Origin of the sequence: Massilia suwonensis (assembly GCF_042655665.1) — a bacterium.
Lineage (GTDB): Bacteria > Pseudomonadota > Gammaproteobacteria > Burkholderiales > Burkholderiaceae_D > Telluria > Telluria suwonensis.
Map to the genome: position 1 here is coordinate 216,730 of NZ_JBHSMR010000001.1, position 14,077 is coordinate 230,806.

At 64.2% G+C, this 14,077-nt stretch carries 9 protein-coding genes; all 9 read right to left on the bottom strand.

Annotation, left to right across the window (positions count from 1 at the left end):
• Positions 1-59: 59 nt before the first annotated feature.
• The 9 genes from ACFPQ5_RS01050 to scpB all read right to left on the bottom strand — a co-directional run bounded on the left by ACFPQ5_RS01050 (position 60) and on the right by scpB (position 13,765).
• Positions 60-1,880, bottom strand: coding sequence for an ABC transporter ATP-binding protein (locus ACFPQ5_RS01050; protein WP_379751037.1), 1,821 nt, complete (start codon positions 1,878-1,880; stop codon positions 60-62).
• A 144-nt stretch (positions 1,881-2,024) separates the two neighbouring features.
• The gene (gene typA / locus ACFPQ5_RS01055; protein WP_379751039.1) at positions 2,025-3,857 is read right to left on the bottom strand and encodes a translational GTPase TypA; all 1,833 of its coding nucleotides are present in this window, start codon (positions 3,855-3,857) and stop codon (positions 2,025-2,027) included.
• Positions 3,858-4,152: 295 nt separating this feature from the next.
• Complete coding sequence (gene truB / locus ACFPQ5_RS01060; protein WP_379751041.1) at positions 4,153-5,070, bottom strand: tRNA pseudouridine(55) synthase TruB; 918 nt, start codon at positions 5,068-5,070, stop codon at positions 4,153-4,155.
• Positions 5,067-5,483, bottom strand: a complete 417-nt coding sequence (rbfA, locus tag ACFPQ5_RS01065; protein WP_379751043.1) for a 30S ribosome-binding factor RbfA — start codon at positions 5,481-5,483, stop codon at positions 5,067-5,069. The genes truB and rbfA overlap by 4 nt, the downstream gene beginning before the upstream one ends.
• A gap of 192 nt (positions 5,484-5,675) precedes the next feature.
• On the bottom strand, positions 5,676-8,501 hold the full coding sequence (gene infB / locus ACFPQ5_RS01070) for a translation initiation factor IF-2 (RefSeq protein WP_379751045.1): 2,826 nt from the start codon (positions 8,499-8,501) through the stop codon (positions 5,676-5,678).
• 46 nt (positions 8,502-8,547) lie between these two features.
• The gene (nusA, locus tag ACFPQ5_RS01075) at positions 8,548-10,113 is read right to left on the bottom strand and encodes a transcription termination factor NusA (RefSeq protein WP_379751047.1); all 1,566 of its coding nucleotides are present in this window, start codon (positions 10,111-10,113) and stop codon (positions 8,548-8,550) included.
• Positions 10,110-10,598 carry a ribosome maturation factor RimP gene (gene rimP / locus ACFPQ5_RS01080; RefSeq protein ID WP_379751049.1) on the bottom strand — a complete coding sequence of 163 codons (489 nt, stop codon included), beginning with the start codon at positions 10,596-10,598 and terminating at the stop codon, positions 10,110-10,112. The genes nusA and rimP overlap by 4 nt, the downstream gene beginning before the upstream one ends.
• 490 nt (positions 10,599-11,088) lie before the next feature.
• On the bottom strand, positions 11,089-13,044 hold the full coding sequence (rluB, locus tag ACFPQ5_RS01085) for a 23S rRNA pseudouridine(2605) synthase RluB (protein ID WP_379751616.1): 1,956 nt from the start codon (positions 13,042-13,044) through the stop codon (positions 11,089-11,091).
• The gene (gene scpB / locus ACFPQ5_RS01090; protein ID WP_379751051.1) at positions 13,031-13,765 is read right to left on the bottom strand and encodes an SMC-Scp complex subunit ScpB; all 735 of its coding nucleotides are present in this window, start codon (positions 13,763-13,765) and stop codon (positions 13,031-13,033) included. The genes rluB and scpB overlap by 14 nt, the downstream gene beginning before the upstream one ends.
• Between the last annotated feature and the right edge of the window lie 312 nt (positions 13,766-14,077).

The following is a 14,077-nucleotide window of genomic DNA, read 5'->3' on the forward strand; positions in this document are numbered from 1 at the left end:
TTGCGATGGGCGGTACGGCTGATCGACGGCCGAACCCGCGTGGGCACGGAGTGCCCACCCTACGATCCGCCGTTACCCGTAGGGTGGGCACTCCGTGCCCACGCGGTATCGCCGCCCGCATTTGCTACGCCCTCGCTCACCGGTCCCGGCCGCTCCCCGATCTGCTGCCGCCACATCGCGTAATACAATCCCCGCGCCTCGAGCAGCTCGCCATGCGTACTGCTCTCGACAATCCTCCCCTTCTCCAGCACGAAGATCGTATCCGCATGCATCACCGTCGACAGCCGGTGCGCGATCAGGATCGTCATCTGCGCCGCGCGCCGCGAGATCTCGCGCACCGTATTCGTGATCTGCTCCTCGGTAATCGAATCGAGCGCCGAAGTCGCCTCGTCGAAAATCAGCAGCGCCGGCTGGCGCACCAGCGCCCGCGCGATCGACAATCGCTGCTTCTCGCCGCCCGACAGCTTCATGCCGCGCTCGCCGATCACGGTGTCCAGTCCCTCCGGCGAACGTTCCAGCAGGTAGGCGCAGGACGCCTGCTGCATCGCGGCCACGATCTCCTCGTCGGTCGCGTCGGTCTTCACGAAGCGGATGTTGTCGCGGATCGTCCCCGCGAACAGATAGGTTTCCTGCGTGACGAAACCGATCTGCCGGCGCACCCGGTTGTAGCGCAGGTCGGTGGTGCGCACGCCGTTATATGAGACCTCCCCGCCGGCCGGCGTGTACAGCCCGACCAGCAGTTTCACCAGCGTCGACTTGCCCGAGCCCGACGGCCCGACGAAGGCGACCGTCTGCCCCAGCGTTGCCGCGAACGAGACGCCGGCCAATGCATCTTCGGGCGCGCCCTTGTGGCGGAAGCGCACGGCGTCGAAACGCAGCTCGGTGAGCGGCCCGATCTCGACCGGATCGGACGGCCGGCGCTCGACCGGCTTGTCCATCAGGTTTTTAAAATTCAGCAGCGAGGCCTCGGCCTCGCGGTGCGCCAGGATGATGTTGCCCAGCTCCTGCAGCGGCGCGAAGATCGATACCGAGATGAACTGCATCGCGATCAGTTCGCCGGTCGAGAGAACGTCGCGGAAGATCAGCCACAGCAGCGCGAACAGGATCGCCAGTTTTAAAAGACTCAGCGTCGAGCCCTGCAAAAACGACAGCAGGCGGATCCGTTTCACCTTCTCCATCTCGAGCGCGAAGATCGCATCGGTCTGGCTGCGCAGGCGCCGTATTTCGGGAAAGGTCAGGCCCAGGCTTTTGATCAGTTCGATATTACGCAACGACTCCGTGATGAAGCCGGAATTGCGATTGGTCTCGCGCGTGATCGAGCGCTGCTGGGTCTTGATCTCGCGGGAGAGCAAACCCGTCAGCCCACCCAGCACCAGAACGCCGACCAGGAACACGGGCACCAGCAGCCAGTGCTTGGTCACCGCATACCACGCGAGGAAGCTGACACCGACCAGCGCTGCGAAAGCCGTGTTGATGAAAGTATTGATCAGGCGCTCGCTGTCCGCCCTCACCTTCTGCAGCAAGGAAAGCATTTCGCCGCTGCGCAAGTCCTCGAATTCCTGGAATCGCAAGCGCATCAGGTGGCGCAGGCCGTCGTTGAAAATCGCCACGCCCAGCTTCTGCACGACCAGGCGCGTCACGTATTCCTGCAAGGCCTTTGCCAGGCGCGACAGCACAGCGACCAGTACGGCCAGGCCCAGCAGGCGCATTACGTAAGGCATCGGGTTGGCATCGCCTGCATGACGCGTGGTGACGTGGTCGATGATGCGCCCGAAGATGATCGGGTCGACCAGGGCCAGCACCTGGGCGATGCCGGCGAAGACCAGGGCCAGCAGGCCGAGGCGCCAATGGGGTTGCAGGTAGGTCCAGAGGATGCGCATGGACCCATCTTAGCGACCCGGTCCGAAATCCGGCACACGGATGAGCCTGCCGCCGACCGCCGGAACGAAAAAAACCGCTGCCCCGCATTCGCATGCGGTGACAGCGGTTTTCGACAACGCGGGACTTAATATCCCGCGTTTATATTACGCTTCGCGCGACGCCTTCTTGCGCTCGTGCTCTTTCAGGTAACGCTTGCGCAGACGGATCGACTTCGGCGTGATCTCGACCAGTTCGTCGTCCTCGATGAACTCGACGGCGTATTCGAGCGACATCTGGATCGGCGGCACCAGGCGCACTGCTTCGTCGGTACCCGACGAACGCACGTTGGTCAGCTGCTTGCCCTTGATCGGGTTGACGACCAGGTCGTTGTCGCGCGAGTGGATGCCGATGATCATGCCTTCGTACACCGGGGTGTTGTGCTCGACGAACATGCGGCCGCGGTCCTGCAGTTTCCAGATCGCGTAGGCGACGGCGGCGCCGTCGTCCTGCGAGATCAGCACGCCGTTACGGCGGCCGGCGAGTTCGCCCTTGCTGTTGTCGACCGGTGCGTACTCGTGGAACACGTGGCTCATCAGGCCGGTGCCGCGGGTCAGGGTCATGAATTCGCCCTGGAAGCCGATCAGGCCACGTGCCGGGATCAGGTATTCCAGACGAACACGGCCCTTGCCGTCCGATTCCATGTTCTGCAGGTCGCCACGGCGGCGGCCCAGTTCTTCCATGACGCCGCCCTGGTTGGCTTCTTCGACGTCGACGGTCAGGTTTTCGTACGGCTCGTGGCGCACGCCATCGACCATCTTGTAGACCACGCGCGGACGCGACACGGCCAGCTCGAAGCCTTCACGGCGCATGTTTTCCAGCAGGATCGTCAGGTGCAGTTCGCCGCGGCCCGAGACTTCGAAGGTGGTGTCGTCGTCGGTCGGCGAGACGCGCAGTGCGACGTTGGCCTTCAGTTCGCGCTCGAGACGTTCGCGCAGCTGGCGGCTGGTGACGAACTTGCCTTCGCGGCCGGCCAGCGGCGAGTTGTTGACCATGAAGTTCATGGTCAGGGTCGGCTCGTCGACGGTCAGCATCGGCAGCGCTTCCGGCACGTCGGCCGCGCAGACGGTCGAACCGATGCCGATTTCTTCGATACCGTTGATCAGGCAGATGTCGCCGGCGACGGCTTCATCGACCAGCACGCGCTCCAGGCCCTTGAAGTTCAGCACCTGGTTGATGCGGCCGCGGATCGGGGTCGAATCAGGTCCGTTCAGGACGACGACGTCCTGGCCGGTCTTGACACGGCCACGGTTGACGCGGCCGATGCCGATCTTGCCGACGTACGACGAGTAGTCGAGCGAGGTGATCTGCATCTGCAGCGGGCCGTCCGGGTTGTCGTCGCGCACAGGCACGTACTTCAGGATGGCGTCGAACAGCGGCTTCATGTCGCCGCCGCGCACGCTTTCGTCCATGCCGGCGTAGCCGTTCAGGCCCGAGGCGTAGACGATCGGGAAGTCCAGCTGCTCGTCGGTGGCGCCGAGCTTGTCGAACAGTTCGAAGGTCTGGTTGATCGCCCAGTCGGCGCGCGCGCCCGGACGGTCGATCTTGTTGACGACGACGATCGGCTTGAGGCCCAGGGCCAGCGCCTTGCGGGTCACGAAGCGGGTCTGCGGCATCGGGCCTTCCTGCGCATCGACCAGCAGCAGCACCGAGTCGACCATCGACAGCACGCGTTCCACTTCGCCGCCGAAGTCGGCGTGGCCCGGGGTGTCGACGATGTTGATGTGGGTGCCTTCGTACTCGACAGCGCAGTTCTTCGACAGAATCGTAATGCCGCGTTCTTTTTCGAGGTCGTTCGAGTCCATCACGCGGGTGTCCACCGCCTGGTTTTCACGGAAGGTGCCGGACTGACGGAGCAGCTGGTCGACCAGGGTGGTCTTGCCGTGGTCAACGTGGGCGATGATTGCAATATTACGAATTGCGCGTTTGGTATTTGACATGTATTTTCAGCGTGATTTGCGTGATTTGCGGATGAACTCGCGGAGGTGTCCGATGCAGCCAATTTCGGAAACCGCGTAGTATAGCAGGTTTCATGTGACCGCCTTGTGAAAAGGCCCGTATTTTCAACGAGTTGCTGGGTTTCCAAGGCTTTTGCAGCCGTTTTGGCACGTTTTGACCGACTCCCGGAGATATGTAAGGTGGGCGGGTTTCCCGCCCACGCGTCCAAGCAGCGGGTGAAATATCGCCGCGTTGTTCTTGCTCTGGTCGAACGCGTGGGCGGGAGACCCGCCCACCTTACGTTGCAGCGATCAGCCGTTCGGGCGCCAGGATCGCGTACTCCTGGAGGTTTGCAGTCCCAAGCAGCTTGCCCTCGTGGTAGACGCGCACCCTGCCCAGCTCTTGCGGCACCATGACCGATTCCTTGCCCAGCGCCAGGCGCTGGCCGTTCAGGAAGCGCTTCGCCAGTTCCGGCGTCAGCTGGACCGACGGGAAGCTCGACAGCAGCGCATCGACCGGCGCCAGCATCGACAGCGGTTCGGCATGCGCCTGCAGGTCTTCCAGCGTGATCATCGCGTCTGCCGTCAACGCGCCGACCTGGATGCGGCGCAGCGCGTTCAGGTGGGCGCCGGTGCCGAGCGCGGCGCCGATGTCCTCGCCCAGCACGCGCACGTAGGTGCCCTTGCTGCAGGTGACCCGGATCTTCAGCATCGGCGCTTCGTAGCCGATCAGTTCCAGCCCGTGAATCGTCACCGGCCGCGCTTCGCGTTCCAGCGTGATGCCTTCGCGCGCATATTCGTACAGTGCCTTGCCGTCGCGTTTGAGGGCCGAATACATCGGCGGCACCTGCAGGATCGGGCCGCGGAAACGCGCCAGCGCCGCTTCGATCTGCTCGAGCGTGACGTCGACCTCGCGCGTCTCGATGGCCTCGCCTTCGGTGTCGCCGGTGTTCGTCATGATGCCGAGGTGGACCGTCGCCTCGTAGGTCTTGTCGGCTTCCAGCAGGTCTTGCGAGAACTTGGTCGCCTCGCCGAAGCACAGCGGCAGCAGGCCGGTGGCGAAGGGATCGAGGGTGCCGGTGTGGCCGGCCTTTTTCGCGTTCATCACGCGCTTGGCCTTGATCAGGGCGTCGTTCGAGGACAGGCCGACCGGCTTGTCGAGCAGCAGGACGCCGTCGACCAGGTCACGCGGCTTTTTTTGCGGGCGGGCGTTCACTGGGCGTCTTTGTCGGCGTCAGACTCGTCCTGGCCGAAGTCGGCGGCGCGCACGGCGTTGGCCTGGTCGATCAGGGCCGACATCTGCAGGCCGCGCGAGGTCGAGGTGTCGTGCATGAAGTGCAGTTGCGGCAGCGTATGGATGTGCAGGCGCTTGCCGAGCATGTTGCGCAGGTAGCCGGCCGCCTTGTTCAGGCCTTCCAGCGTCTGCTTCACTTCTTCCTTGCTGTCCTTCAGCACGGTGAAGTAGATCTTGGCGTGGGCGTAGTCGGGCGTGAGCTGCACTTCGGTCAGCGTGATCATGCCGACGCGCGGGTCCTTCAGCTCGAAGGCGATCAGTTCCGACAGGTCTTTCTGGATCTGGTCGGCGACGCGCAGGCCGCGCTGGGGGATGGTTTTGCTGTGTTTTGCCATGGTAATTACTTTGGTTTTTTCTGACGATGGTACATCTAAGTGTGCGGCGGGGGCGTACGGTGACGCGACGCAAGGTGCGCAAACGCGTGGACTCAGGAGTCCACCCTACGGTGCACCGCAGCTAACAGTAAAAAAGCGCCATCGGCTAGGCAATCATGCCCGGCGGATGGCGCTTTTTGGTCGCGCTTTAATTTACAGCGTACGAGCCACTTCCGTCACTTCGAACACTTCCAGAACGTCGCCGACCTGGATTTCGTTCATGTTCTTCAGCGACAGGCCGCACTCGAGGCCGGCGCGCACTTCTTTCGCATCGTCCTTGAAGCGCTTGAGCGAGTCGATCTCGCCGGTCCAGACGACGATGTTGTTGCGCAGCAGGCGGACCGACGAGGTACGCTTGACCACGCCATCGGTGACCAGGCAGCCCGCGATCGCGCCGACTTTCGAGACCAGGATGACCTGGCGAATCTCGACCTGACCCGTGATGGTCTCGCGCTTTTCCGGAGCCAGCATGCCCGACAGTGCCGTCTTGATTTCGTCGATCGCATCGTAAATGATGCTGTAGTAACGGATGTCGACGCCGTTCGCTTCGGCCAGCTTGCGCGCCTGGGCGTCGGCACGGGCGTTGAAGCCGATGATGACTGCCTTCGAGGCGACCGCCAGGTTGACGTCCGACTCGGTGATGCCGCCGACCGCCGCATGGACGACCTGCACGCGCACTTCCGAGGTCGACAGCTTCTGCAGCGAACCGACCAGCGCTTCCTGCGAACCCTGCACGTCCGTCTTGATGATCAGCGGCAGGTTCTTCACCTCGCCCTCGGCCATCTGGTCGAACATGTTTTCCAGCTTCGCCGCCTGCTGCTTGGCCAGCTTCACGTCGCGGAACTTACCTTGACGGAACAGACCGATTTCACGCGCCTTGCGCTCGTCGGCCATGACCATGACTTCTTCGCCGGCAGCCGGCACTTCGGTCAGGCCCTGGATCTCGACCGGGATCGATGGACCGGCTTCGGCGATCGCCTTGCCGTTCTCGTCCAGCATCGCACGGACACGGCCGTAAGCCGAACCGGCCAGCACCACGTCGCCGCGGCGCAGGGTACCCGATTGCACCAGGATCGTCGCGACCGGGCCGCGGCCCTTGTCCAGACGGGATTCGACCACCAGGCCACGGGCCGGCGAACCGACCGGCGCCTTCAGTTCCAGCACTTCGGCCTGCAGCAGCACTTGCTCGAGCAGGTCGTCGATACCGGTACCGACTTTTGCCGACACCGGCACGAACGGCGAATCGCCGCCGTATTCTTCCGGCACCACGCCTTCGGCCACCAGTTCCTGGGTGACGCGGTCGGTATTGGCACCCGGCTTGTCGATCTTGTTGATCGCGACGACGAGTGGCACGCCGGCAGCTTTTGCGTGAGCAATTGCTTCCTTCGTCTGCGGCATCACGCCGTCGTCCGCCGCCACCACCAGGATGACGATGTCGGTTGCCTTGGCACCACGGGCACGCATGGCGGTGAACGCCTCGTGGCCCGGGGTATCCAGGAAGGTGATCATGCCGCGCGGGGTATCAACGTGGTATGCACCGATGTGCTGGGTAATGCCGCCGGCTTCGCCAGCCGCCACTTTCGCACGGCGGATGTAGTCCAGCAGCGAGGTTTTACCGTGGTCGACGTGACCCATGACGGTCACGACCGGCGCGCGCGGGGTCGCTTCGAACTCGGCGTGCTCGCCCTGGTCGGCCAGGATCGCTTCCGGATCGTCCTCGGCGGCAGCGAAGGCTTTATGGCCCATCTCTTCCACCACGATCATCGCGGTTTCCTGGTCCAGCACCTGGTTGATGGTGCACATCTGGCCCAGCTTCATCAGCTGCTTGATGACTTCCGACGCCTTCACCGACATCTTGTGGGCGAGTTCGGCCACGGTGATCGTTTCAGGAACGTGGACGTCCTTGACGATCGCCTCGGTCGGCGCCTGGAAGTTGCTTTCGCGGTCCTCGTTATGCGAACCACGGCGGCCACCGCTGCGGCCACCCGCACGCCAGCCATCGCGACCGCTCGGCGCACTCGGGGCGCCACGGCCCTTGCCGCCGCCCGGCGCGCCACGCTTCTTGGCATCGTCCGACCAGGTCGAGGAGACATTCGCCGACTTGATCGACTTCTTGTCGCCCGGCTTCTTGTCGCCCGGCTTGGCAGCGGTACCGTCGGCCGGCTTCTTGTCGGCAGGCTTGTGCAGCGTGCCGGCGGGTGCGGCCGGCTTGGCGGCGACCGGCGCAGGAACAGGTTCCGGCGCCTTGATCACGCGGCGCGGCTGCGCCATCATCAGCTTGATCTGTGCCACTTCGTCGGCCACGGCCTTGCGCGCACGCTCGGTGGCGGCGGCGCGCTCCGCGGCTGCCTTGGCGGCTTCGTCGGCTTTCTGCTTGGCCTCGGCGGCTGCGGCCTGCTTGGCCTGCTCGCCCGCGGCCGAGTTGGCGGCAGCTGCGGCGGCGGCGTCGCGCTTGGCGGCTTCGGCGGCATCGCGCTTGGCCTGCTCTTCCTCGGCCTTGGCCTGCTCGGCGCGCTCGGCTTCGAGCTTGGCCAGGCGTTCCTGCTTTTCGCGCAGGTCCGCTTCCTGGCGGGCGACGAGCTCGGCGTGGCGGCGTGCCTCTTCCTCGCGGCGAGCGATTTCGGCGGCGTCGATGACCGGTTCGGTCGGCGCGACAGGGGCGGCCGGGGCCGGGTCGTCACGTTGGACGAAGGTGCGCTTCTTGCGCACTTCGACCTGGATCGTGCGCGACTTGCCCGAGGCGTCAGCCTGCTTGATCTCGCTGGTTTCCTTGCGGGTGACCGTGATCTTCTTCTTCTCGGTCGATTCGCCCGCACCGTGGGTACGGCGCAGGTGGTTCAGCAGCTTGTCCTTATCATCCTTTGACAAGGGATCTGACGTCGAACTTTTTTCGACGCCGGCAGAACGCAGCTGCGTCAGCAGCAAGTCTGCAGGCATCTTCAGTTCGGTGGCAAATTGGGCTACGTTGTTACTCGCCATTCAGTCCTCTTTTCTATGTGTCGCGGAGATGATAAAGATTTGCAAATTACGCCTTGGCCGTTTCTGCCAGGCTCCAGGCTTTCGCCTGCAGCGCTTTGGCGCGGTCATCATATTTGCTGTCGACCAGCTTCATCTCATCGTCGGTCACATCATTAAATTCACTCTTGATCAGTTCACGGGCGCGGTCCGACGACAGGGCCAGGATGGCGCCGAATTCGTCGTAGGCCAGGCCGGCGAAGGCTTCCACCGTCTTGATGCCTGCAAGACCAAGCTTGCCGGCAGTCGTGCGGTCCATGCCTTCGAGGTTGACCAGCTCCTCTTCCATGCCTTCCAGACCCTCTTCCGAAGCGATTGCTTCAGTTACCAGGGCGTCACGGGCACGGGTGCGCAGTTCGTTCACGGTCTCTTCGTCGAAGGATTCGATTTCCAGCATTTCCGAAATCGGCACGTAGGCGATTTCTTCCAGGCTCGAGAAACCTTCCTCGACGAGGATGTCGGCCACTTCCTGGTCGACGTCCAGCTTTTCCATGAACAGCGAACGGATTGCCGCCGTTTCCTGGGCCACCTTGTTGGCCGATTCCTCGGCCGTCATGATGTTGATCTTCCAGCCGGTCAGTTCCGAGGCCAGGCGCACGTTCTGGCCCGAACGGCCGATCGCGATCGCCAGGTTCTCTTCGTCGACCACGACGTCCATCGCGTGCTTTTCTTCGTCGACCATGATTGACGACACGTTCGCCGGCGCCAGGGCGCCGATCACGAACTGGGCCGGATCGTCCGACCACAGCACGATGTCGACGCGCTCGCCGCCCAGCTCGCCGGTGACGGCCTGGACGCGCGAACCTCGCATGCCGACGCAGGTGCCGATCGGGTCGATGCGCTTGTCGCTGGTGAAGACCGCGATCTTGGCGCGCACGCCGGCGTCACGGGCCGCCGATTTGATTTCCAGCAGGCCCTGCTCGATTTCCGGCACTTCCAGCTCGAACAGCTTCATGATGAATTCCGGCGCGGTGCGCGACAGGATCACCTGCGGGCCGCGCATATTGCGGTCCACGCGCAGGATGTAGGCACGGACGCGGTCGCCGATGCGCAGGTTTTCCTTCGGGATCATCTGGTCGCGCGGCAGGCGGGCTTCGATCTTGCCCGACTCGACGATCGCGTCGCCGCGTTCCATGCGCTTGATGGTGCCGGTGACCAGCGAATCGCCGCGCTCGAGGAAGTCTTGCAGGATCTGCTCGCGCTCGGCGTCACGCACGCGCTGCAGGACGACTTGCTTGGTGTCCTGGGCGAAGCGGCGGCCGAACTCGACCGATTCCACCGGCTCTTCGATGTATTCGTCGACTTCAATGTCGGCGATCTGCTCTTTCGCTTCGAAATGCAGGATTTCCTGGTCCGGCAGCTGCAGGCCGGCTTCGTCCGGCACCACGTGCCAGCGGCGGAAGGTTTCGAATTCGCCCGTGTCGCGATCGATGCTCACGCGAATGTCGACCTCGCCTTCATAGCGTTTTTTCGTGGCCTGGGCCAGGGCGAATTCGAGCGCCCCGAACACCACTTCCTTATCGACGTTTTTTTCGCGCGCAAGCGCATCAACCAGTAACAAAATTTCGCGACTCATGCTTTGCGACTCCTAAAATCCACCTGCGGCACCAAGCGTGCCTTGTCCAATTCGGCCAGCGTAAATTCCAACAACGCCGGCCCATCTTTACCTTCAAATTCCAGACCGATCTTGTCGCCTTCCGGCGCGACCAGGATGCCCGTATAGGTCTTCCGGTTCGCGGTGCCCGGCATGGCGACGCGCAGCTTCACCGTGCATTCGTGGCCGGCGAAGCGCTCGAAATCGGCCAGGGTGCGCACCGGGCGGTCCAGTCCGGGCGACGAAATCTCGAGACGCTCGTAATCGACGTTCTCCACCGTCAGCATGTGCGACAACTGGTGGCTCACCGTTGCGCAGTCCTCGACGGTAATCAAGCCCTTTTCTTCCGCGACTGCAGCCGGGAAATCGATAAACACGCGTAGAACCCCGCGCTCGCCCCGTTCGACATCAACGAGCTCGTAGCCCAGGCCAGACACTGTCTTGGCGATCAAATCAAACTGCTGCACGACACTTCTCCAAGGGCGTTAAAACGTTTTACCAAAAAAAAAATGGGCATCTGCCCATCTTTTTGTATTCACAACCCAACCAGATGTAAGCACTTGCACCAAATTAATACTGGGGAAGGACTTCGATTAGGCTGCAAATTATAACGTATTCGAGGGCGTGCTGCAATCGACATACCATTTTATGAGCAAGCAAACAACGGCCGCGCACGTTATCAAAGCAAAAACAGGCGGTATCGGGAACACAATGAATCCTTGGCGCCTGATTTCACCCCGGAACCGTTGCGTAACGTACGGGGTCACTGAGGCCAATGGCCTCAGTGACAGGTTCACCGGGCATGCCCACGCGTTCAACATCGGCATAGAGCTAGCGGCGAGCCAGGTCCCTTACATAAGGACATGGCGCCGAAATTCAACCGTTGTTAACGCGTGGGCATGCCTACCCTACGGTGCACCGCCGTCGCGGGCAATAACCGGCGACGGCGGCGTGCCATCAACCCCGACGACCGCGGCGCGGCAGGCCGTGCTCGGAACCGCGCGGACCCTGGCCGCCGCGACGGCCACCGCCGCCCGTGCCGGCAAAGCCGAAGGTCGTCTGCAGCGGATCCGGCTGCTTCGGACGGCTGCTGCCGCCACTGCCCGGGCGGCCCGAGCCGCCGCCGAAGCCGCCGGCATTGCCGCGGCCCTTGCCACCCGCAGGACGCCCCATCGGCGCCGCAACACCACCGCGCGGCGGCACGCCGGCGCGCGCCACCGGCGGGCCGAACGGATCGACGTTGCGGTTGGCGTCGGCGCGGTCGATGCGATTGCCGTCCGAACGGCGCGGATCGGCCTGCTGGGCGCCCTTGCCGCCCTTGCCGCCTTTGCCCTGATCGGCGCCGCCGCCCTTCTTCTCGATGCCGAAGGCGGCCATGAAGTTGCGCACGTCGTTTTCTTCCAGCTCTTCCCAGCGGCCGCGCTTCAGGCCCGACGGCAGGGTCATGGCGCCGTAGCGGGTACGGATCAGGCGCGAGACGGTCAGGCCGACTGCTTCGAACATGCGGCGCACTTCGCGGTTGCGGCCTTCGCCGATCACCACGCGGTACCACTTGTTGATGCCCTCGCCGCCGCCATCGGCGATCTTGGTGAAGTTGGCCAGGCCGTCTTCCAGCTCGACGCCGGCCAGCAGCTTCTGGCGCATGCCTTCTTCCAGCTCGCCCAGCGTACGCACGGCGTATTCGCGGTCGATGTTGTAGCGCGGGTGCATCAGGCGGTTGGCCAGGTCACCGGAGGTCGTGAACAGCAGCAGGCCCTCGGTGTTGAAGTCGAGACGGCCGACGGCCAGCCACTTGCCGGTCTTCATGGTCGGCAGGCGGTCGAATACCGATGGACGGCCTTCCGGGTCGTCGTGGCTGACGATTTCGCCGGCCGGCTTGTGGTACACCAGCACGCGCGGCGGCTTGCTGCTGTTGACGCGGCGCTGGATCAGCTTGCCGTTGATGCGCACGGCGTCGGTCGGCAGGATGCGCTGGCCGATGTGGGCCGGCTCGCCGTTGACCGACACGCGGCCGGCGACGATCAGTTCTTCCATGTCGCGGCGCGAGCCGAGGCCGGCTTCGGCCAGCACCTTGTGCAGCTTCGGCGCGTCATCGTCCGCGGTCAGGTCGCGCCGTGCCGGCTTCGACTTCTGCTGGCCCTGGCCGCCTTCGTTGGCGTCGAAGGCATCCGAGGTGACGAAGGAGAACACGGCGTCGGCGTCGTTTGGTTTACCGCCCTTGCCCTTGCCTTTGGCATGCTGCTTGCCGCCCTGCTGACGGCCTTGCTGGCCTTGCTGGCCGGCTTGCTGGCCGCCCTGCTGCGCGTTGCGCTGGCCGTTCTTGCCATTCTTGTTCTTGCCCTTGCCCTGACGCTGTTCGCGGCGGACTTCGCCGCCCTGCTCGCCCTGTGCCTGGACCGGCGCCGCATCGGCTGCCTGGTCCTGGGCGACAGCTGGCTGGCGCGCTTCGCGGCCGGCGCGCTGCTCGCGCATCTGGCGCGGACCGCGCGGCTTGCGCTGGCCGTCGGCCTGGTTCCGTTCCTGACGCGGCGTATCGGCGGCGGCCATGTTGTCCGTCGTCGGAGCGACTGCAGGCGCGGCGGACGGCTGCGGCCAGGTTTCCATCGCCTGGGCCGGGGCCGGCGCCTCGGCGGCCGGCTTGGCCTTGGCGGCGCGCGGCTTGCGGGCCGGCTTGAGGTCGGCAACAGGCGCGGCGGCAGGCGCAGCAACTTCGGCGGCTGCCGGTGCGGCGGCCTCGGCTGCGGCTGCAGCCTTGGTGCGGCGTTTCGGCTTCTCTACGGTCGGCGCTGCGGCCGGCGCAGCATCGGCAGCAGGCGCGGCCTTCGGTGCGGCCGCCTTGGTGCGGCGCTTCGGCTTGGCCGCCTCGTCCTGGCCAGGTGCGCCAGGCGTGGTATCGGTGTCAGTAGGATTCATCATTGGTTTCGTTGTTGTCGACCCTGTCCACGCCGTAGGCCGGTTGCGGGTCGTGTATCGGGACTTCAACGGGTGAAGTAGTTTGTTCTTCTTCGACGTCCGCCGCTGCGTCCGTCTTTTCGAAATTCTGTTGCAGGGCCGCTTCCAGCGCCTCCAGGCTGCGCCCGTCCTGGGCATCGGCAATGCTCTCAAGTGGAGGCAATTGCCCCAGCGATGCCAGGCCGAGGTCGTCCAGGAACTGCTTCGTCGTGCCCAGCAGGGCCGGCCGTCCGACCACTTCGCGGTGGCCGACGACGTCGATCCAGCCGCGGTCTTCCAGCATCTTGATCGTCTGCGAGTTCACCGCGACGCCGCGGATCTCCTCGATGTCGCCGCGCGTGACCGGCTGGCGGTAGGCGATGATCGCCAGCGTTTCCAGCGTTGCCCGCGAATACTTGGGCGGCTTTTCCGGCGTGATGCGGTCGAGATATTGCTTCATCTCGGGGCGGCTCTGGAAGCGCCAGCCCGAGGCCAGGCTGACGATCTCGATGCCGCGGTCCTGCCAGTCGTGGCGCAATTCCTCGAGCAGCAGCTTGATCGTATCGAGCCCGACCGGCGTGCCGAGCATGCGCCCATTGGCGTCGACGTCGGCAAACAGCTTCTTCATGCCGTGCAGCGACATCGGCTCGCGCGCGCATAGCAAGGCGGTCTCGAGGACCCGCTTGGCCTCATCAGTCTTCATTCTCGATGTCGTCAGGCCCGGGGCCAGGAAACGTTCAAACAAATACGCGATCGGCGGGCAGCGGCTGGCCGGAGTCGGCGCAGCGCAGGCCATCACGCCGACGCGGTTCGCGGTGCTGCTCGCTAAAACTGGAATCAGTGGCCCGCGCTTGGACGCGGCGGGCGCAATAACGGTGGCGGGACAGGACCCGGCCACAGTGCTCTCCGCGTGCCAGGCGGACAGCCACAGGTGATTATTCAGCGAAACGCGGACGTGTCACGCGGCTTCGAGGTGCGCGTACCATGACAGCAATCGACGTCGTTTCTTCCAACT